Genomic DNA, 20022 nt, shown 5'->3' on the forward strand with positions numbered 1-20022 from the left:
ACGTCATCGTGCGGACGGAGACGGTGTGGCGCGTCAACGTGACGAAAGTAACACGCCTGTCGGGGATTGGTCATCAAAAACATCAGAATTTGCTTATGTTGCACATTCTTTGCCTTCTGTCACTATGTCCCTTCGCTCCTGGCTTGGTCGTTCCGACCATGCATTCGGGCAGTTGGGCATGGCCCGACGGACAGCGGACGGCTGCACGATGGGATCACAGGCCACCTCGACACGAAGGAACACCATGACCACCTATGACATCGCGCTGATCGGCTTCGGCGGCGTCAACAGGACCCTCGCCCAACTGATCCACGACCGTGGAAGCTCACTCGCGGATGAACTCGGCTTTGGCCTGCGGGTCGTCGCAATCACGGACCTGCGCCTGGGGTCGCTGGTCAAGGAAGACGGGATCGACCTCGCGGTAGCCCTCCGGCTTGGAAGCGGCAGCGAGACCTTCGCCGACCACGGCGGATCCGCCACTCCGGACAACGAGCGCGTCATCCGCAACTGCAGCGCCGACATTGTCTGCGAGGCCACGTTCACCAATCCCGACGATGGTGAACCTGCCGTGTCCCACGTGCGGTGGGCCTTGGAATCAGGAAAGAGCGTCTGCACCACGAACAAGGGCCCCGTGGCACTGCGCGGCCCCGAGCTGACTGCCTTGGCCGAACGCAACGGCGTCCACTTCGAATTCGAAGGCGCTGTGATGAGCGGTACGCCTGTCATCCGCCTGGCCCGGAAGATGTTCGAAGGCCTCAAGCTGAACGGCTTCGAGGGCATCCTCAACGGAACCAGCAACTACGTCCTGGGCCGGATGGAAACGGGCATGGAGCTGGGCAAGGCCATCGCCGAGGCACAGGAGCTCGGCTACGCAGAGGCCAACCCAGCGGCGGACATCGAGGGTTTCGACGTCCAGCTCAAGGTCCTGATCCTCGCCAACGAGTTGCTTGGCGCAGGCATCACCCTGGCCGATGTCACGCGCCGCGGGATCTCCGGACTCTCCGTGAAGGAAGTGAAGAACGCGGCGCTGGCGGGCAGGCGTTGGAAGCTGGTGGGTTCGGCCAAACGGAACGCTGATGGAACCGTGACCGCCGGCGTCGAACCCGTTGCCCTGCCGCTGGACCACGGCCTGGCCGGGGTTTCCGGCGCCACCAACGCAGTGTCGTTCTCCACGGACCTGCTCGGCCCCGTCACGGTTTCAGGCCCCGGGGCCGGAAGGGTGGAAACCGCCTACGCCCTGCTCTCGGACATCATCGCCATCCACGCTGCCAAGGCAGGAGCGCCCGTACATGCTTGAGACACTGCAGGATGTCTGCGAAGTCACCAGTCCGTATGACGGCCGCGTGCTCGGCGTGGTGCCGCTGAGCACTCCCGCGGAAGCCACGCGGATCCTTGCCACAGCCCGGGAAGGCGCGGCCGCGGCCCGGAGCCTCTCGCGCCACGAGCGCGGCAGGATCCTGGAGTCCGCGGCGGCAGCGATTGGGGAGAGCCGCGAGGAGTTTGCCCGGACCATCACCGCAGAGGCCGGGAAGACGATCCGTCAGGCCCGCAAGGAAGTGCTGCGCGCGGTCAACACCCTGCGGCTTTCCGCTGCCGAAGCCCGGCGGAATTCGGGAGAGGTCATCCCCTTCGACGCGTTCGAAGGATCCGAAGACCGCCAGGGATGGTTCTCCCGCGAGCCGTTGGGGATCATCGCAGCCATCACCCCCTTCAACGATCCCCTGAACCTGGTGGCACACAAGCTGGGGCCGGCCATTGCGGGCGGCAACGCCGTCATCCTCAAGCCGTCGGCGCTGACGCCCCTTTCGGCACAGCTGCTGGCCGGCGCCCTTGCGGACGCGGGACTGCCGGAAGGCGTACTTACGGTGGTGCATGGCGGGCGGGAGTTCGCGGAGGAGATCATCCGCAGCCGGGACGTCCGGATGGTGTCCTTCACCGGCGGATTCTCCACAGGGGAAAGCATTGCCCGTTCGGCCGGGCTCAAGAGGCTGTCCATGGACCTGGGCGGCAACGCCCCGGTGCTTGTCCTGGATGACGCGGACCTCGACGCCGCTGTGGACGGCTGCGTCTCCGGCGCCTTCTGGGCAGCGGGCCAGAACTGCGTTGGAGTCCAGCGCATCCTGGTGGCGCGTTCCATCTATCCGGAGTTCCGCCGTCGTTTCCTCCTGCGGGCATCCCTGCTGACCGCAGGCGACCCCATGGAGGAAAGCACCGACGTCGGTCCGATGATTTCGGCGAAAGCCGTGGCGGAGGTCAAGGACAAGCTGGACGAGGCGGTCGCCGCGGGGGCCCGCTGCCTTCTGGGCAACGTCCGGGAGGGCAACGTGCTTCATCCCACGGTCCTGGAAAACGTGCCCCACGGTTCCAGGCTGTGGCAGGAGGAAGTGTTCGGCCCGGTGGTGATGCTGCAGCCATTCGACGCCGTGGAGGAAGCCTTCGCCCTGGCCAACGGGATCGATTTCAGCCTGCACGCCGGGATCTTCACCGGGTCCTTGAACGCGGCCCTTGATGCGGCGGACAAGCTCGACGCCGGCGGCGTGATGATCAACGACTCTTCCGACTACCGCTTTGACGGCATGCCGTTCGGCGGCTCGAAGTACGGAAGCATGGGACGGGAAGGCGTCCGGTTCGCCTACGAAGAGATGACCCAACCCAAGGTGGTCTGCATCAAGCGCGGCCCGGCATAAGCCACGGTCAGCGGCTGACGTAGTTGGACAGCGACATGGCAGTGACCGTGTCCTTGACGCCGGGAAGCGCGGCGATCCTCTCCCAGATCTCCTGGATCCGTTCCAGCGAGCGTGCCTCCAGCCGGACGATCAGGTCGAAGTCGCCGCTGACCACGTCGCAAAAGACCACCTCGGGGATCGCCTGCAGCGCTGCGACAACATCGGATCCCCGGACGCGGTCGTTGCGGTAGACCATCAGGTATGCGGCAACGGGAGCCTGCCCGGACGGGCCGGAAACGACGGTATAACCCTGGATTTGGCCATGCCGTTCCATCCGGTCGATCCGCTGGCGCACGGCGTTGCGGGACAGGAGGACCTTGGACGCCAGCTCAGCGTGGCTGATGCGGGCGTTCCTGGTCAGTTCCTCCAGGATCCGCTGGTCAATCTGGTCAAGGCCTGCCCGGTCCATGCGTATCCTTCGGCGTCAAATCATTGCAGTCCGGCGATGGCTGCGCGGGCACCCGGAAGAAGCGCCCAGGATCCGATGATAGTTGCACACACGAACGGCCCGCCCCCAAGCCACAGCAAGAGGGGCGGGCCGTTCGCTCTTCCCGGATGCCCGGCCCCGCACTCTGCATAGTGCGGGGCCAGGCAGGTTCAGTCCGGGCGCCGGCGGCGGGTCTGATGCGCGGTGCCAACCAAGGTGGGCGGATCAGCCAGCCAGCAACCGGCCCCACCTTGGTGCGAGCAAGGGGGCGCCGGCAAGCTTCAGGCAATGCCACAAGGTCACAGCCACGGAGTCCAGCACGGGCACATCCGTGCGGATCTCCACTTCCTCCGTGATGTTGGCACCGTACAGGTTGGTGCAGAGGTAGATCAGGGCATCCGGCTTCAACTCCGCCAGTTCCAGGGAGCCGGGCAGCATCTCCTCATCGGTGACGCGGGCGAAGGACTCGTTGTCGCTCAGGTCCAGGTGCCGGTGGTCCACGGTCTTGATGCCCTCGCGCTCGTAGGACGCCACCACGGCCTCGTTCACATCCGCGGTGTACGGGGTGAGCATGCCGATCTTCTCGGTGCCGAAGGACCGGAACGCCTCAAGGTAGGCCAGGGTGGAGGTGGTGGCGGGGATGCCGGTGGCTTCGGTGATTTCCTTGACGAGTTCTTCGTCGTGCGCGGAGCCGAGCCAGGACCCGGAGGTCCCGTTCCAGGCGATCACGTCGACGTCGGCCGTGGCGAGCAGCTCGGCGGCGGCGCGCATTCCGGCGGCGTCGAACTGCTTGTCCGAGGAATCGTCCAGGGCGATCCGGGTGACGTTGATGCGGGTGAAGTGCAAGGTGACGTCCGTGCGCTCGCCGAGGATCCGGTAGCTTTGCGGCTCCAGGCAGGTGTTGGAGGACGGCACGATCATGCCGATGCGGACGGGGCGGTTTTCGGAAGGCAAAAGAACTCCTAGGCAGAGACGGGGGAGAGCGAATCGCGGTGCGCGCTGAAGCCGTTGCGGGCCACGAAGCGGCCCACGGGGCCGGGATCGTGGAAGCCTTCTTCGTCCAGCACCACGCGTCCGGCGGAAACGACGACGGCGGGCCAGCCGTTCAGCGCCTTCCCCTCGAACGGCGAGAAGTCAGTTCCCATGTGCAGCGCGCCGCCGTCGACCTTGCGTTCTTCGGCGGGGTCGAAGATCACGAGGTCGGCGTCGAAGCCTTCGGCGATGGTGCCCTTGCCGGGAACAGCGTTGATGCGGGCAGGGCCGGCTGCGAAGACTTCCACGAACTCCTCCACGGAGCCGCCGGACTCGGTGACCAGGGCGGTGAAGGTAACGGGCATGCGGGTTTCCACGCCGGGCAGGCCGTGCGGCATGAAGCGGATGTCGTCGGTACGTTCGCGCTTCTGCGAGAGGTCGTAGCAGGAGTGGTCCGAGGAGACGGTGTGGATGGCGCCGGCGGCCAGGCGTTCCTTGAGGGCGGCCACGGTTTCGGGGCAGCGCATGGGCGGGCAGCAGGCGTACCACTCGGGGAAGGTGCTGCCGTACACGGTGTCGTCCAGGGTGAGGTAGTGCGGGCAGGTCTCGGAGTAGGCTTCCTGGCCGGCGGCCCGGGCCTCGGTGACCAGGTCCACGGCGCCGGGGGTGGACTGGTGCACGAAGTACACAGGGGCGCCGGTGTACTTGGCCATGGCCAGGGTTTCCTTGACGGAGATTTCCTCGGCCAGTTCGGGGCGGGTGCGGTGCAGGTGCTCGATCGAAATGAGCCCGTCCGCGGCGTGCTGCTCGGTGCAGTCGGCGATGATGGCGTCGTGTTCGGCGTGGATGTAGGTGAGGCCGTCCAGGCGGACCATCTCGCGCATGACCTTCAGGATGGTGTCCCCGTCCGCCATGGTGGAGCCGCGGTTGGTGGTGTACATCTTCACGGAGCGCACGCCCTCGGCGGCGAGCTGTTCCAGCTGCCACGGCACGGTTTCGTCCCAGCTGATCACGGAGCCGTGGAGGGCCACGTCGCAGCGGGATTCGGCGGCCAGGCGCTTCTTGTTGAGCACGGCATCCAGCGGGGTTTCCTGGGCGTCCCGCGGAATGCCGAAGTCGATGATGGTGGTGGTGCCGCCCCAGAGGGCCGCGGTGGAAGTGATGGCGAAGTCGTCCAGGGTGCGGAAACGGCCGGTCACCTGGGCCACGTGGCAGTGGCCGTCGATGCCGCCGGGGATCACCAGCTTGCCCTGCGCGTCGATGGTGCGGGCCGCGGCCGGTGCGGGCTGGGCGGCGTCGATGAGTTCGGCGATGCGGCCGTCGCGCACCACGATGTGCGCGGCCTGGCGACCGAAGCTGTTGACCACGGTGCCGTTGGTGATGACGAGTTCTGGCATGAGGGACATCGGTGTTCCTCCTAGTTCTTCGAAGGTGCGGAGACGTGGGACTGGGCCGTCGCCAGGGCGGCGTCGAGTGTGTCGGAAAGGCCCTTGCGCTTCTTGAAGGGCGGCGGGGCGAACGCGCCTTGGCGGTGGAAGCCGGACTGGAGCTCCACCACGGCCTCGGTCATGCGGATGCCGGAAGAGATGCCGTCCACCACGGGAACGGGGATCTCGCCGTCGAGTTCGCGGGCAAGCCCGGCGAGCGGCGCACCTGCCAGGATGACGACGTCGGCCCCGTCCTCTTCGACCGCCTGCCGGCTCAGTGCCAGGAGGGTGTCCTTGAAGTCGTGCTGCACGGAGCCGATGCCGTTCAGGCTCTGCTTGATGGAGCGGATGGAGGCGAGGCGGCCGCCGAGGCCGAAGTGCTCCACGCAGTCCCGGTACCAGGCGGTGATGCGGTCAGAGATGGCGATGATCGAGAAGCGCTGGCCCTGCAGGGCTGCGGCGCACAGGGCGGCTTCGGTGATGCCGATGACCGGCACGTCCACGAGTTCCTTCAGAGCCGGCATGCCCGGATCGCCGAACGCCGCTACCACCACACCGTCCACGGTGCTGCCTTCAGGACCGACGTATTCGGCGATCAGCTCGGCGACGGCGCCGGCTGCGATCAGCGATTCAAAGCGGGTTTCGATGTACTCGACGCCGTGCGGCGCGGTGCGCACGATCAGTTCGGTGTCGGGGCCGGCCGAGCGGAGGGCTTCGGCCTCGATCAGTGCTGTGACGTCTTCGCTGATGTTCGGGTTGATGACCAGTAGTTTCATGTTCGTTTCCGTTGCAGGGTCAGTTCAGTGGCAGGGGAGTCTTCGGGGAACTGCTGCCGGTACTTGCCGATGTGCGACGCCGACTGGGCGGCGGCGCGCTCCGGGTCGCCGCTGGCGATGGCGGCGTAGAGCTCACGGTGTTCCTGGATCAGTTCGGGCAGGTCGCTGACGTGGCGGAAGAGCCAGTGCATGCGGCCCTGCAGGGGCTCCAAGGCGGAGCGCAGGAAGTTGTTGTTGGCGATGGCCGTGATGGCGTCGTGGAATTCGCTGTTGGCCCGGTGCGCTTCGAGGATGGAGCCCTTGGCGAGGAAGCGGTCCGCGTCGTCCAGCAACCCGGAGAGGCGCTTGAGGTCCTCCTCGGTGGCGCGGCTGGCGGCCAGCCGGCAGGCGAGCACCTCGAGCGATTCGCGGACGTCGAACAGGTCCTCCACATCCTTGGCGCTCAGGCCCGCCACTTCGGAGCCGCGCGAGGCACGGTCCCGGATGAGGCCTTCCTGGCGCAGCATGCGCAGGGCTTCCCGGATGGGCAGGCGCGAGACGTTGAATTCGGCGGCCAGGTCACGCTCCACCAGGCGGGTGCCCGGGGCGTAATGGCCCTCGAAGATCCGCGTGCGCAGGGTGTCCCGCACAGCCTCCCGGAGGGGACGGTCCGAGGCGGGGGTCTCTTCTGCTGCCAGCATCATTGCTCCATTCGTGGGTTTTTTAGCGACTCTATGTCCTCGGCGTTCATCTGCTGAATGCCGGCGGGGTGAGCCGGCCGAACGCCTTTTCCAGGGCTCCGGCCACGGCGAGCACTTCACGGTCACGGTAGGGGCGTCCCACCACCTGGATGCCCACGGGAAGTCCTTCTTCGGACAGCCCGCACGGCACCACGGCAACGGGGAAGCCCAGGATGCTGATGGCCCGGCAGCAGGAGCCCAGTTCGGTCCACGGGATGTCCTTGCCTTCCACGGTGAAGCTTTGCTGCCGCGGATCCGACGCCGGAACGCAGGCCACGGGAAGGATCAGGATGTTGTGTTCTTCCATGGCGGCCAGCACTTCGGCGCGGATGGCGTCCCGTTCCGCCGCGGCCTTGCGGTATTCGACGACGGACGCCGCTTCACCGAGCAGACCGTGCAGGTGGGTGCCGAGTTGGTCCTCGCGGCCGGCGGCCAGTTCGGCCACCTCCGGCATGCCTTCGGCGGTGCGGACACGGATGAACGCGGCCGCGGCCCGGTCCAGCCCCGCCGGGCGGCCGTGGGTGACCGGAACGCCCAGTCCCGCGAGGGTTTCGGCGGCCGAGCGCAGCACGGACACCAGGTCCGCCCGCACGGGGTGGGTGCCTTCATCCTCGAACCAGGCGGCACTCAGGCCGTCCAGGCTCTCCAAAGGATCGCCCAAGGGGACCGGCACCGCGGAGGGATCCACGCCGTCGGGCCCGGCCAGGATCCCCAGCAGCACACCCAGGTCCTCGGCGCTGCGGGCCAGCCACGCCACGCTGCCCAGGCGGTGCAGCGCGGACATCGAGTTCGGGGCGGGCAGGCTGCCGTCTGCCGGCGGGACGTACGGCAGCAGGCCCGTTTCCGGGATGAGCCCCACCGTGGGGCGCAGGCTGGTGATGCCCGTGCAATGCGCGGGCCAGCGGATGGAGCCGCCGAAGTCCGTGCCCAGGCCGAAGGTGCTCATCCCGGCGGCGACGGCGGCGCTGTCGCCCCCGGTGGACCCGCCCGAGGTGAGCGTGGTGTCCCAGGGGTTCCAGGTTTCGCCGAAGAGTGGGTTGCGGCTGTGCGTTTCCACCGCGAATTCCGAGCAGTTGGTCTTGCCGAGCAACACCGCACCTGCCTCCTGCAGGCGGCGCACCGCCGTCGCCGATTCCGCCGGGATGTAGTCCCCCAGAAGGGGACTTCCCGCCGTCGAGCGCAATCCCTTGACCGCCAGGGTGTCCTTCACGGTGAAGGGGACCCCGTGCAGGGGGCCGAGGAAACGGCCCTCCGCTGCGGCGGCGTCGGCGGCTTCCGCCTCCTCCCGCGCCCGCGGGTTGGGGGTGACGATGGCGTTCAGCCCGGGATTGGCCTCGGCGATCCGTGCCTGGTGCAGTTCCAGGCACTCGACGGCGGTCAGCCGGCGCTCGCGGAGGGCGGCGGCCCACTGGACCATCGACAGTCCGGTCAGCGAAAGCCCGGTCAGCGCTGCGGCCTCGGCGGCCGGACCGCCGTCCACGGAAGGCAGGACGGTGTTGTTCATGGTCAGGACCTTCTAACGCGTGGTGGCAGGAGTCTTGGCGCCGGCGTCGGTCATGGCGATCTTGGACGTCTCCTTGGCGATGTAGACGCAGTAGACCATGAGCAGCAGGGCCGCCGACAGGTAGCCGGCCACCGAGAACCCGGAGGTGGTGAGGGCGATCAACTGGATGGCGATCAGCGGGGCGAAGCCGCCGCCGAACACGCCTGCCAGCTGGAAGCCCACGGCAGCACCGGTGTAACGGACCTTGGTGGGGAAGAGCTCCGGAATGAAGGACGCAACCGGGGCGTACATCGCGGCCACGATCACCAGGCCGATGGCCGGGGCGATCAGCACCAGGAACGGTTCCTTCGAGTTCAGCATGGCGATGAAGACGAAGCTGTAGATGATGCCGGCGATCGCGCCGCCGATCATCACGGGGCGGCGGCCCAGCTTGTCGCAGAGGGCGCCGAACAGCGGGATGGCGATCATCTGGGCGACGGCGGAAATGGTGGACGCTGCCAGGGCCAGGCTCTTGGGGAGGCCCAGGTGCTCGGTGCCGTAGACCAGGACGAACAGGGCGAAGATGTAGAACGCGATGTCGCTGCCGATGCGGGCGCCGACGGCCAGGGCCAGGGCCTTCTTGTAGTGCGCGAAAACGTAGAGGAGCGGAGCCTTGACCTCTTCCTGCTTCTTCGCTTCGGCCTTCTTTTCGGCCTCTTCGAAGACGGGGGATTCGGCCAGTTTCATGCGGATGTAGAGGCCGATTGCCACCAGCAGGAAGCTGATGAGGAACGGGATGCGCCAGCCCCAGGACATGAAGGCGTCCTTGGCCAGGGTGGAGGTGAGGAGCGTGAAGATGCCGGTGGCGAGCAGCAGGCCGGTGGGGGCCGCGCTCTGGACGAGGCTGCCGAAGAAGCCGCGGCGGCCGCTCTTGTCCGATTCGGTGACCATGAGGGCGGCGCCGCCCCATTCGCCGCCGATGCCGATGCCCTGCAGGAAGCGCAGGGCCACCAGCAGGATGGGAGCCCAGATGCCGATGTTCTCGTACGTGGGCAGGAGGCCGACGGCGGCGCTCGCCAGGCCCATGAGCAGGAGGGTGGTGACCAGGACGTTCTTGCGGCCGATCTTGTCGCCGAAGTGGCCGAAGACCGCGGCGCCGAGCGGGCGGACCACGTAGCCCACCGCGTAGGTGGACAATGCCAGGATCAGGCCGATGGCGGGATCCGAGCCGGGGAAGAACAGGACGGGGAAAACGATGGACGCTGCGGTGCTGTAGGCGAAGAAGTCGTAGTACTCAAGCGTGGTGCCTACGAAGCTTGCGGCGACGACCCTCTTCATCGAGTTTTCGCCGCCCTTCTTGGCTGACGTTGACCTCTGGGTGCTTTGGGTCTCGGAGTTGATCGACACGGGCCCTCCTGGGCGATGCGAATGGCTCATCATTGAGCGGGTGGTTGCAAAAGGCTGCGGGCGAAGGCGGTGGCTCTCGAATGCCCTTACATGTGTTCCGGATGAACGGGTCCGGAAGCGTTCGCGGTGAGGAGTTCATCCTCTAAGTGTCTGTTTGGGATCCCAAATATGACGGTAAGTTCTGGCGACCTTGCTGTCAATGGGTTTGGGATCCCAAACGGGTGGTGCTTTGGTATTTCTTTGGTCTTGCGTGGTGGAGCAGCCGGCCTTAGACCGGAAGACGCTTGCTGTAGTCAAGCGTCAGGACCGAGATGCCCATGATCACGGCGGATGCCACGAAGTAGAGCAAGGCCCAGGTGTAGCCGCCGGTGGCGCCCACAATGAAGCCGACGGCGATCGGTGTGACCATGCCGGCGATGTTGCCGCTGAGGTTCATGGCGCCACCCAGGACGCCCGCGTTGGTGCGGCCGCCGAGCGTTGCCGGAACGGCCCAGAAGAGGCCCACCCAGCGGAGGAAGAACAGGACCACGGACAGCAGGATGACTGCGGTGATGGGGTCCGGAACGATGGTGACGCCCACCAGGCCGCCGACGACGACCGCGGCAGAGGTGCCCAGAAGGGTGCGCATGACCTTGTTGGCGGAGGCGCCGGATTCGCGCCACTTGTCCGCGATGGTGCCGCCGAGGATTTCACCCACGAAGCCGGCGCCGAAGATCACGAAGGTGGACCAGCCGATGGTCTTCAGGTCGAAACCCTTGGCCTGGGACAGGTAGAGCGGGCCCCAGGTCAGCAGGCCGTAGAACACACCGTTGAAGCCCAGCCAGCCGAAGCACATGGCCCAGAAGGAGCGGAACTTCATGTACGGGAGCAGGCCGCGGCGCGTGGTGGCACCCTGTGCAGCGGCTGCCTCGTCCTCGGCGCGGTGCGAGGCTTCGATGTAGTCGGCCTCGGCCTGGTTGACGGCTTTGTGTTCGCGGGGGTTGTCGCGGACATACCACCAGACGATGGCACCGAGCAGGACCGTGGCGATGCCGGCGATGATGAAGGCCATCCGCCAGCCGCCTGCTGCTGCGATGAGCCAGGTGATGAGGATGCCGCCCACGCCCGCGCCGAGCGGTGCGCCGGCGTCGAGGATGGTGGCGCCGCGGCCGCGTTCCTTGGAGTGCATCCAGAGCGCGTTGAGCTTGCCGCCGGCCGGCATGACGCCGGCTTCGGTGACGCCGATGGCCATGCGGGCGATGAACATGCTCAGGAAGCCGCCGGCCATGCCGGAAGCGGCCGTTGCGGCGCCCCAGCCGACGCAGGATGCGGTGACCATCTTGCGCGGACCGAACTTGTCGATCAGCCAGCCGACGGGAACCTGCATCAGGGCGTAGGTCCAGAAGAACGCGGAAAGCAACAGGCCCACCATTTCAGGGCCGAGGTTGAATTCCTTCTGGATGATGGGCAGGGCCACGGAGATGGAGCCGCGGTCGATGTAGTTGACCGCCACCAGCACCAGCAGGAGGAGGAACAGTTTCCATCGGACGTTGGAGCGTTTGCCGGCCGGGCCGCTTGACTGCGGGCGGACAGCTTCCGTGGTGGTTTGGGAATCGTGGAGAGACACGGTTCTCCTTTGGGTTTTTGGGGAATGAAATGCGGAGGAGTTCTTGGATTCAGTTTCGGTAGCCGGCGGCTGTTCAGGCCGGCGGCGGTCCGGCCGCGGGCTGCTCTGCCCTGCCGGTAGGGATCCGTCACAAGTGTTCGATTTGGGATCCCGATTTGGGATCCCAAAAACAAACGTAGGTGTGAGCTGTCCCACTGTCAAGAGGTTTTTGTGCGCTGCCTCACGGAACCGAATATGACCGGCGGCGGTTCAGCCTGCCCCGTTGCGGCCATGGGCCAGGATCTCGGCAAGCTCTGCGAGCCGGTGGGCGCGGGCGGATTCGGCGGGAGTGAAGGGCTCGCCCGGGCGCGAAAAGACCAACGGGCCATGCCAGGCGGTGGGGATCTTCAGTGTGGTGCCCGGCGCGGCTTCCTTTCCCGGCGGGACCACCCTGGCGTTCAACAGCTCCGCGACGGCGAGGGCCAGTTCATCCGGATTTCCCGCCACTCGCGCGGCGATGCTTAGCGCCCTGGTCTGGCCATCCGCCATGGCCAGCGCGGTGGTCGGCCAGACGTGCGGATCCCGGCCGCCGCCGTCGGACAATGCCTTAAGCAGGTCCTGCTCGCCGAGGTGCCCCGGCGCGGAGAGGACGAATTCGTCCAGTGCCTCGCCGTCCATGGGGTGGATGTGGATGCTGAGGATGTTCGTGTCCAGGCCGGCCAGCGCGCGGGTGAGCTTTTGCAGGGCGCCGGGCTGGTCGCGCACCACGGTGCTGGCGCGCCAGAGAGCCGGCGCCGCGTCGAGGGTGCGGCGGTGGCGCAGCGCGGGAGCATGCAACCAGCGGCGGAGGACCTTGGCCGCCGAAGGCTCGGCCACCCAGATCACCAGCACTGTGGCGGTGACGGTCAGCAGCAGGACCTTGGCCAGGTAGGGGAGGTGGGTCTGCACCACCACGGCGTGGACCAGCAGTTCGATGGGAAGCATGACCGCGATCTGGGCCGCGGTGACGCGCGCCTTCGGGGGTTCCGGCATCCGGCCGCAGACTTCGCAGGAAAGTTCTGCGGTGGCAGCCGTGCTCTGCGTGGGCTTCATGTCCCCATGGTCCATGGTGGCTGTTTCAGCACTATTGCCGTCCGGTCACGAATGCGGGGCTTAAAAGGCGAAGCCCGGCAGCGCTCCTTGCGGAGGCTGCCGGGCCGTGTTGGTGCTTAGCGGGAGGCGCGGTTGGCCGCTGCCAGCTCGCCGAGGAAGTCGCGGATCTCCACCAGCAGTTCGGTGTCCGTGGGTTCGACCGGGGCTTCCTCGTCGCCCCGGCGGCTCTTGACCATCGCGTTGAACTTGTTCATGGGCGCCACGAAGATGAAGTACACCACTGCGGCGGTGATCAGGAAGGTCACAAAGGCCGTGATGACGGCGCCGATGTTCACGAACGTGGCGGGGTTGTCAGGCCAGATCCGGAAGCCCAGGCCGTTGGCGTTCACGCCGCCCGCTGCCGCGATGACCGGGTTGATGATGTTGGTGGTGAAGGCCGTGACCAGGGCGGTGAAAGCCGTGCCGACGACGACGGCGATGGCCAGCTCGATCACGTTGCCGCGAAGAATGAAGTCTTTGAATCCCTTGAGCATGGTGTTCCCTCCGGTGGTGCAGCGCTCGCAAAGTGCGGCGCAAAGGTGTAGCGCAAAAGATATAAAAATATCATTTATGGCCGGATGGGCGTCCGCCGCCTAGCCTTTAGCTGCGATGAACTGCCGGATCCAGCCGATGGTTTCGGGGTGGTCCAGGTGCAGGCCGTGCCTGGCGCCGGGGACTTTCACCAGGGTGGATCGGCGGATTCCCCGGCGCAGCAGGACGGCGTCTTCCATGGGTGCCAACCCGTCCTCCGTGCCGTGGAGGATAAGCGTCGGCGCCGTGATTTCCGCCAGGGAATCCCAGGCGTCGTGGGCGCGGCTTGCCTGGAAGTGGCGGGCCTTGGCCCAGGCCGAGGCCTTGGTGCCGAAGAAGCTGCGGACGGCGTCCGGGTGGTCCGCCGCCCAGCGTGGGTCGAAGAACAGCGGCGACATAAGTCCAGGGTCTCCGCTCAGGAGCGTTTCGAGCGCCGCCGCATCGGGCCCGACGCCGGGCCGGCGCCCGCCGCTTGTGGCCGCCAGTACCAGCGTGCGCACTCGGTGCGGCCGGTCGATCGCGAGCCACTGGCCGATGCGGCCACCCATCGAGTGCCCGTACACGTGGGCGGTTCCGGCGCCCGCGGCATCGAGCACGGACGCCGCGTCCTCGGCCAGCAGCCGGGTGGTGTATCGCCCGGCTTCGCCCCTGGCGCTGCCGCCCACGCCCCGGTGGTCGTAACGGATCACGCGGAAGTGGCGGGCGAGCTCATCCGCCGTCGGACCCCAACCGGCCATCCCGGTCGCCTGGCCCGCGAGCAGAAGGAGGGGATCGCCGTCGCCCGCTTCGCTCCACAGCAGTTCGGCGCCGTCCGCGGCCAGGGCAATCTCCACCCGGCCACTGTAGCGGCTGCGGGGCGGGGCCCTTGATCCTGGACGCGGGGCCTCCTAGCTGTAACGGATGCCGCTGTGTAAAGGAGCTCTAGGCGGAATTGGATACGCCTAGAAAGGCTGTAGTTACCGTCGTGTGGTCAATCCGGCTGACTTTCCGCGGTTGCAAGGCCCACACAGAATCTGCAGATTCTCGGCGTTGTTGCTTCCTCCCATAGCAAGCGGAATTATGTGGTCAAACTGCAATTCAGTGGTCGAACCGCAGGCCCTGCATCGACCCTCGTCGCGAACCCAAATGTACTGTTTCAAATCGTCTGGAATGGCGCGGCGAGCGGAAGAGTTCCGAGGTGCAGAACCCATTGCGACCGTCGCTTGGGCACGTTCGATTTGCTGCTTCTGTCGCTGTTCCCTGCTTACAAGAAGGGCATGGACTTGAGCCGCTTGCAGCCCGTCGTTCTCCCAGTAGAACTTGTTTCTGAACTGCCAGTATCTTCTTTCGCCGATTCTGGCGAGCAGAATAGGCATGCGCCGTTGGTAGTCATTTCGTTCCTGATATTCGGCTTTGGTCATTTTGCCGCCGACCAGGTAGACGCTTCTTCCGATGGTGAGTTCCGCTGGCCCTTTCCCGGTCCAGAACCCGGGCCGATGGAATAGTGTGACGTTTTCGGCCCTGCGTAGCATCCCCAAATACTCTCTTCTTGCGCAAAGCGGGGCCCATTGAACCATGGGCGCCTCACCAGATTTTAGAAGAGCATACAGTCCGATCCTGCGCAGATGGGGCGTTACGGCCTTACCGAGCCAGTGCGCGAATCCATGCAAACTCCGCATTCTGCGCTTCCACGGTCATAGTGCACTCTGAGTGCACTATGATGCACTCATGGATGAAAGTGTCAGTGAGCTTGCCGCGGCCATCGGCGCCCGTGTGAAGCAGGAACGGCAGGGCCGGGGCTGGACCCTCGACCAACTGGCCGAGTCTGCCGGAGTCAGCCGCCGCATGCTGGTCAACGTGGAGCAGGGAGCCAGCAACCCCAGCGTGGGGACGTTGCTGCGGCTCAGCGATGCGCTGGGTGTCGGGCTGCCCGCGCTGGTCGAAGCCCCGCGGCTGAACCCCGTGAAGCTCACCCGGAACGGCGAAGGCGCCGCGCTCTGGAGCAGCGACGACGGCGGCCGCGCCCTGCTGGTGGCCGGAACCGAGCCGCCGGACGTGGTGGAGCTGTGGGACTGGACGCTGGCCCCCGGGGACCTGCACGCAAGCGAGGGGCACACCTCCGGGACCAAGGAACTCCTGCAGGTCCAGGCCGGCGCCCTCACGGTGACTGTCGAGAATCAGGCCGGGGAGGAACAGCAGTACACGCTCGAGGCGGGCGACGCACTCTCCTTCCCCGGCGACGTCGCGCATTCCTATGCCAACCACGGAGCGGAGGCGGCGCGGTTCACCCTCGCTGTCTTCGAACCGGGCGTCGGTGCCGTGCACGCGGAGAACGGCCATAAGGCGGAGGTGCACGGTGGCTGAGGTCCGTAAAACGGGCGTGCCCCCGTGGAGCATGGCCGTGGCCGCGATGCTGTCCGTGCAACTGTGCTCGGCGTTGTCCGTGGGCATGATCGAGGTGGCCGGCCCCGCCGGAACCGCCTGGCTGCGGCTGAGCGCGGGCGCCCTGATTTTCCTCGCGATCGCGCGCCCGCCCCTGCGTTCCGTGCGCCGCCGCGACGTGCCCGTGCTGTTGGGACTCGGCGTCGCCACCGGACTTATGACGCTCGCCTTCCTCGCCGCGATCGAGCGCATCCCGCTGGGCACCGCTGTCGCCATCGAATTCCTTGGCCCCCTCATGGTCGCCGCGGTCCGCAGCCATAACAAGCGGGCCCTCGTCTGGCCGGTGCTGGCGCTGGCCGGAGTCGTGCTGCTGAGCGAACCGTGGCATGGCGAGGTCGACGCCGTCGGGATCGCCTTCGCGGCCCTCGCCGGCACCGGATGGGGCGCCTATATCCTGCTCACCCAGCGGGTGGGCGACCGCTTCACGGGCGTCGGCGCGCTCTCGCTCACGGTGCCGGTCGCCGCGGTGACGGCCGCCGTCGTCGGGATTCCGCAGGCAGCCGGGCAGCTCAGCTGGGAGCTCCTGGCGGCCGCGCTGGGGCTGGCGGTGCTGATGCCGGTGCTGCCGTTCGTGCTTGAGCTGCTGGCGCTGCGGCGGATGACGTCGACGGCGTTCGGCACCCTGATGGCGTTGGAGCCGGCCATCGGGGTGCTGCTGGGGATGGTGGTGCTGCATCAGCTGCCGTCGCCGGTGCAGTTCGCGGGGATTGCCTTGGTCGTGCTGGCCGGTGCCGCGTCGCAGCGGGGTGGCTTGCAGCCGTTGCCCGCCGAGCCCGAGATCGCCGTCCATGCCCCCGAACCCGCCGCAACGAAGGAGTCCTGATGAAGTTCACCGGCCTCAGCGCCTTTCCCCTCACGCCCCTCGCCGACGACGCCGTGGACGAGGCCGCCTTCGCGCGCCTGGTCGGGCGGCTGGCCGCAGCCGGCGTCGACTCCATCACCGCGCTCGGCTCCACCGGTTCCTACGCGTACCTCAGCCGTGAAGAACGACGCCGGGTGGCTGGGCTCGCGGTGGAACATGCCGCCGGGACGCCCGTGATCGTGGGGGTCGGGGCGCTGCGGACCTCCCAGGTGCTGGCGAACGTGCGGGACGCCGAAGAAGCCGGGGCGTCCGGGCTCCTGCTGGCGCCGGTGAGCTACCAGCCGCTGACGGAAGAAGACGTGTTCGGGCTCTTCCGGGCGGTGTCGGACAGCACGGCGCTGCCCGTCGTCGTCTACGACAACCCGGCCACCACACACTTCAGCTTCACGGTGGAGCTTTATGGCCGCATCACGCAGCTGCCCGGGATTGCGTCCGTGAAGATCCCGCCTCTTCCGGACGACCCGGAGCAGGCACGCACCCGGGTGCAGGCCATCCGGGATGTGGTTCCCGGGCACGTGACCGTCGGCGTATCCGGCGACGCCAAGGCCGCCGCGGGACTCGCTGCCGGGTGCGATGCCTGGTACTCGGTGATCGGCGGGACCTTGCCGGAGCCGGCATTGCGGATCACACGGGCCTCTTTGGAGGGGCGGTTCGAGGAGGCCGCGCGCGAGTCCGCGCGGCTGGCGCCCTTGTGGGAGTTGTTCACGGAATTCGGCGGCAGTCTCCGCGTGGTTGCGGCTATCGCGGAACATTTGGGCCTCGCGCCCAAGGCCTGCCTGCCCTTGCCGATCCGCGGATTGGACGAGGGGCAGCGGGCACGTGTGGCGGCGGTTGTTGATGAGCTCGGCTTCCTTGGCTGAGGCAAGCGGGCAACCACGTCCTTCCTCCCCGCTTACTCCGCGCAACATCGGCACGGACCCGCCAGAACCCAAGGGCGGACCTGCCTTCGGCCGGCCACACGGGAAAGCAAGTGGGAGGGAACGTCGCAGCCGGCCCGGACGAGGGGCCGCCTGGGCCGTGGCCCGCTACGTCTTTGCCGCGACGCTGGTGCGGAGCGCGGACGGGGGTGCCGTCGTCGCCGTCGTGCTGCTGGCGCAGGCGAGTGGAAAGCCGGGTTGGCTGGCCGGTCTCCTGGGCGCGGCGATCACGGCGCCGCATGTGCTGGGGCCCTTCATCGCACCGCGGCTGGACACCGCTGCCGATGGCCGGAAAACCATTGCGCTCTCCGCAGCGCTCCATGGCGTCCTGCTGGGCGCCGCGGCGTTACTGCTGCCCGCAGGCCCGGCCGCCTGGCCCGGGCTGCTGCTCTTCATCTCAGGAATCTTCGGCCCCATGCTCACCGGCGGCATCAGTAGCCGGCTGCCCGCCATCGCCGGGCCTTCGCCCCGGAGCCAGCGCCGGGCACAGGGCTGGGACGTGGCGAGCTATGGCCTGAGCGGCACCCTGGGACCGGCTGCCGTCGCGTGGATCGCTGCAGCCTCCAGCGCGTTGACAGCGGCGCTTGTCCTGGCAGGTGTGGCAATGATTGGCGCGGTTGCAGTCCTTGCCTTGCCTCGCCAAAGCGCCGCCGGCCCGGCCGAAGAGGTCCCGTCCCCGTGGCGCACTCTCGGCCTGATCCGGAAGCACGGGCCGCTGCGCCGAACGCTCGGGCTGACGGTGAGCGTGGCATTCTCCGTAGCGGGGTTGCCGATCTACGCCGTGGCGGCGGCTCCGGCCTGCGGCGGGGCGACGGCTGCCGGGTTGCTTGTGGCTGCCTACGGAGTAGGGAACCTGCTGGGCTCGGCGGGGCTGATGGTCAGGCCGCTGCGCGGCAACGCGGACGGGCTGATGGGCGCTCTTTCGATGCTGGTGGCGGCAAGTCTGCTCCTGGTTCCGGCAATGCCGTCCCTACAGGCGTCGCTGGCGGCCTTCTGCCTGGCCGGCGTCGCCAACGCGCTGTTCTTCGCCGCCACGCTCGCGGCACGCAGCGAATATGCGCCGCTCGAAGCCAGGAGTCAGGTTTTCGTCTGGGTCGGTGCGCTTAAGATCGCCGCAGGCTCGGCCGGAACGGCCGTCGCCGGCCTGGCTGTTTCCGGTGCCGCGTGGACTCCCTTGCTCATCGGGGCCGTATTGACTGCTCTCACCTCGGTGGTGTCCGCCGTCGGGAGGTCCCGTTCCGCGGGCGCGTAGCAGCGCCACCCGTTTCGGACGAATGTGACCGGAGCCGACCGGCGCGGCGGCACGTCCACGCGGTAATTTTGGAGCAGGAGCCATTACCACGAAGGAGCGCAGGCATGTCGGAAATTGTTGTTGTTGGAGTCGACGGAAGCGAAACCGCCCGCAGGGCCGCTGAAACGGCCCGGACCCTCGCCCAGGGCCTTGGCGCCAAGCTGCACATCGTGACCGCTTTCGAAGGCGACCGCGTGTCCCTCCACGGCGCAGGCAGCGAGCGGGCCATCGTCTTCGGCGATCCGGGCCGCGAAGCCAAGGCGACCGCCAGCAAGGTGGCCGCGTCCCTGCCGCAGGAAGGCGTCGAGATCGAGGCGTTCTCCGCCGTCGGCAGCCCCGCGCAGGCGCTGATCGCCCACGCCGAGAACCACAACGCCAGCGTGATCGTGGTGGGCAACCGCCGCATGAAGGGCCTGTCTCGCGTCCTCGGCAGCGTGGCCAACACCGTGGCCCACAACGCCCCGTGCGACGTGTACATCGCGGACACCGTCGAGTAAACACCCGGCCGCACTTCAGCGCGAACGTACAGTTGAGGCCCGAATCCGCGGATTTTGGGGCCTCAACTGTACGTTCGCGCTTGGTGGTTAGACCTATTTCCGGGGCAGGCTGCCTCGCCAGGTGAGGAGAGCTTCCCTTTCATCAGCGCTCAACTTGGCTGCGGCGAAGAACTCTTCCAAGTTGAATCCGTCGAGCGCATCCCGAAACGCGCCCTCCGTTGTGGTTCCGTTTTGCCTGCAGAGCTCTTCAAGCGCAGGCTCGGAATTGTTGCAGTTGCCCTGTGCCGCTCGGGTATCGCCAAGCCGCACCGTTTCCAAGTAGTCGTCGACGATATCCTCGGGTTCGACGCCTGCGGCAACCAGGAGCGCCATAGCTACGAGACCGGTGCGATCCCGACCGCCCATGCAGTGGAAAAGTACCCCGCCCGGTTTCGCGTTGGCTATCGCCGAAAGCGCCGCGCCAAGGCGCTGGGGCATCGCTTGGATATGCGGCAGGAAGTACAGCGCTGTACCGACTAGGCCGTTATCCCAGAAATCGTTCCAGAACGCTTCATTTTCGATCCCGTCCAAGTCGACATGCACCGAGGTAAGCCAAGCGGGGCGTGCCTGCGTGTCGGAGTCGCGTTCCTGCTGTTGTCGGAGATCGACCACGGTACGGATTCCGGCCGCATGAAGTTCATCCCAGCCCGTTTTCCCGACCCAATCGAGGTTCTCACTTCTGTAGAAGACTCCGGTGGGAGTGAGAGCGCGGTCGTTGCGCCGCAACCCGCCGAGGTCTCGGACGTTTACCAACCCTTCTATTCGAAGGGCTCGACCGTTGCTTCCGCTGGTTTCCATCCGACCAGTAAAC

21 protein-coding genes are annotated in these 20022 nt (G+C 67.1%); 8 read left to right on the forward strand and 13 right to left on the reverse strand.

What is annotated here, in order from left to right; translation table 11 throughout:
• Positions 1-244: 244 nt before the first annotated feature.
• Positions 245-1297, forward strand: a complete 1053-nt coding sequence (locus BIU82_RS16420) for a homoserine dehydrogenase (protein ID WP_070350530.1) — start codon at positions 245-247, stop codon at positions 1295-1297.
• Complete coding sequence (locus BIU82_RS16425) at positions 1290-2687, forward strand: aldehyde dehydrogenase family protein (RefSeq protein ID WP_070350531.1); 1398 nt, start codon at positions 1290-1292, stop codon at positions 2685-2687. Before BIU82_RS16420 ends, BIU82_RS16425 begins: the two co-directional genes overlap by 8 nt.
• A gap of 7 nt (positions 2688-2694) precedes the next feature.
• On the opposite strand, the gene BIU82_RS16430 is transcribed toward BIU82_RS16425, so the two are convergent.
• The 12 genes from BIU82_RS16430 to BIU82_RS20335 form a co-directional block, all read right to left on the reverse strand.
• Complete coding sequence (locus BIU82_RS16430; protein WP_070350532.1) at positions 2695-3135, reverse strand: Lrp/AsnC family transcriptional regulator; 441 nt, start codon at positions 3133-3135, stop codon at positions 2695-2697.
• A gap of 243 nt (positions 3136-3378) precedes the next feature.
• Positions 3379-4107, reverse strand: a complete 729-nt coding sequence (locus BIU82_RS16435) for an aspartate/glutamate racemase family protein (RefSeq protein WP_139146662.1) — start codon at positions 4105-4107, stop codon at positions 3379-3381.
• An 8-nt stretch (positions 4108-4115) separates the two neighbouring features.
• Positions 4116-5531, reverse strand: a complete 1416-nt coding sequence (locus BIU82_RS16440) for an amidohydrolase family protein (protein WP_070350533.1) — start codon at positions 5529-5531, stop codon at positions 4116-4118.
• Between the two features lie 11 nt (positions 5532-5542).
• The gene (locus tag BIU82_RS16445) at positions 5543-6328 is read right to left on the reverse strand and encodes an aspartate/glutamate racemase family protein (RefSeq protein WP_070350534.1); all 786 of its coding nucleotides are present in this window, start codon (positions 6326-6328) and stop codon (positions 5543-5545) included.
• Positions 6325-7011 carry a GntR family transcriptional regulator gene (locus BIU82_RS16450; protein ID WP_253182818.1) on the reverse strand — a complete coding sequence of 229 codons (687 nt, stop codon included), beginning with the start codon at positions 7009-7011 and terminating at the stop codon, positions 6325-6327. The genes BIU82_RS16445 and BIU82_RS16450 overlap by 4 nt, the downstream gene beginning before the upstream one ends.
• A 43-nt stretch (positions 7012-7054) precedes the next feature.
• Positions 7055-8551: an amidase gene (locus BIU82_RS16455; RefSeq protein ID WP_083292395.1), complete on the reverse strand. Its 1497-nt coding sequence runs from the start codon at positions 8549-8551 to the stop codon at positions 7055-7057.
• A gap of 12 nt (positions 8552-8563) precedes the next feature.
• Positions 8564-9937 (reverse strand): MFS transporter, encoded by a 1374-nt coding sequence (locus tag BIU82_RS16460; protein ID WP_083292396.1) that lies wholly within the window; start codon positions 9935-9937, stop codon positions 8564-8566.
• Positions 9938-10205: 268 nt separating this feature from the next.
• Positions 10206-11543 carry an MFS transporter gene (locus BIU82_RS16465; protein ID WP_070350535.1) on the reverse strand — a complete coding sequence of 446 codons (1338 nt, stop codon included), beginning with the start codon at positions 11541-11543 and terminating at the stop codon, positions 10206-10208.
• Positions 11544-11792: 249 nt separating this feature from the next.
• Entirely contained in the window at positions 11793-12614 is an 822-nt protein-coding gene (locus BIU82_RS16470) for an ACT domain-containing protein (RefSeq protein WP_070350536.1), read from the reverse strand.
• A 116-nt stretch (positions 12615-12730) separates the two neighbouring features.
• Positions 12731-13147, reverse strand: coding sequence for a large conductance mechanosensitive channel protein MscL (gene mscL, locus BIU82_RS16475; RefSeq protein ID WP_070350537.1), 417 nt, complete (start codon positions 13145-13147; stop codon positions 12731-12733).
• A gap of 99 nt (positions 13148-13246) precedes the next feature.
• A complete protein-coding gene (locus BIU82_RS16480) occupies positions 13247-14017 on the reverse strand; it encodes an alpha/beta fold hydrolase (protein ID WP_070350538.1) in 771 nt (256 codons plus the stop codon).
• A 123-nt stretch (positions 14018-14140) separates the two neighbouring features.
• Positions 14141-14374: an HNH endonuclease signature motif containing protein gene (locus BIU82_RS20335; RefSeq protein ID WP_074466462.1), complete on the reverse strand. Its 234-nt coding sequence runs from the start codon at positions 14372-14374 to the stop codon at positions 14141-14143.
• 12 nt (positions 14375-14386) lie between these two features.
• On the opposite strand from BIU82_RS20335, the gene BIU82_RS20225 reads away from it, so the two are divergent.
• From BIU82_RS20225 to BIU82_RS16505, 6 genes are all read left to right on the forward strand, one after another.
• Complete coding sequence (locus BIU82_RS20225) at positions 14387-14668, forward strand: hypothetical protein (protein WP_171906566.1); 282 nt, start codon at positions 14387-14389, stop codon at positions 14666-14668.
• 223 nt (positions 14669-14891) lie between these two features.
• A complete protein-coding gene (locus BIU82_RS16485) occupies positions 14892-15527 on the forward strand; it encodes an XRE family transcriptional regulator (RefSeq protein ID WP_070350539.1) in 636 nt (211 codons plus the stop codon).
• On the forward strand, positions 15520-16428 hold the full coding sequence (locus BIU82_RS16490) for an EamA family transporter (RefSeq protein WP_139146663.1): 909 nt from the start codon (positions 15520-15522) through the stop codon (positions 16426-16428). The genes BIU82_RS16485 and BIU82_RS16490 overlap by 8 nt, the downstream gene beginning before the upstream one ends.
• On the forward strand, positions 16428-17327 hold the full coding sequence (locus BIU82_RS16495) for a dihydrodipicolinate synthase family protein (RefSeq protein WP_070350541.1): 900 nt from the start codon (positions 16428-16430) through the stop codon (positions 17325-17327). The genes BIU82_RS16490 and BIU82_RS16495 overlap by 1 nt, the downstream gene beginning before the upstream one ends.
• Positions 17328-17484: 157 nt before the next feature.
• Positions 17485-18636, forward strand: a complete 1152-nt coding sequence (locus BIU82_RS20230) for an MFS transporter (protein WP_070350542.1) — start codon at positions 17485-17487, stop codon at positions 18634-18636.
• A 104-nt stretch (positions 18637-18740) separates the two neighbouring features.
• Positions 18741-19172 carry a universal stress protein gene (locus BIU82_RS16505; RefSeq protein ID WP_070350543.1) on the forward strand — a complete coding sequence of 144 codons (432 nt, stop codon included), beginning with the start codon at positions 18741-18743 and terminating at the stop codon, positions 19170-19172.
• Between the two features lie 93 nt (positions 19173-19265).
• Here the strand turns inward: BIU82_RS16505 and BIU82_RS16510 are convergent, their stop codons facing one another.
• A complete protein-coding gene (locus BIU82_RS16510; RefSeq protein ID WP_070350544.1) occupies positions 19266-20009 on the reverse strand; it encodes a tyrosine-protein phosphatase in 744 nt (247 codons plus the stop codon).
• Between the last annotated feature and the right edge of the window lie 13 nt (positions 20010-20022).

Source organism: Arthrobacter sp. SW1, from assembly GCF_001766675.1.
Classification (GTDB): domain Bacteria; phylum Actinomycetota; class Actinomycetes; order Actinomycetales; family Micrococcaceae; genus Arthrobacter.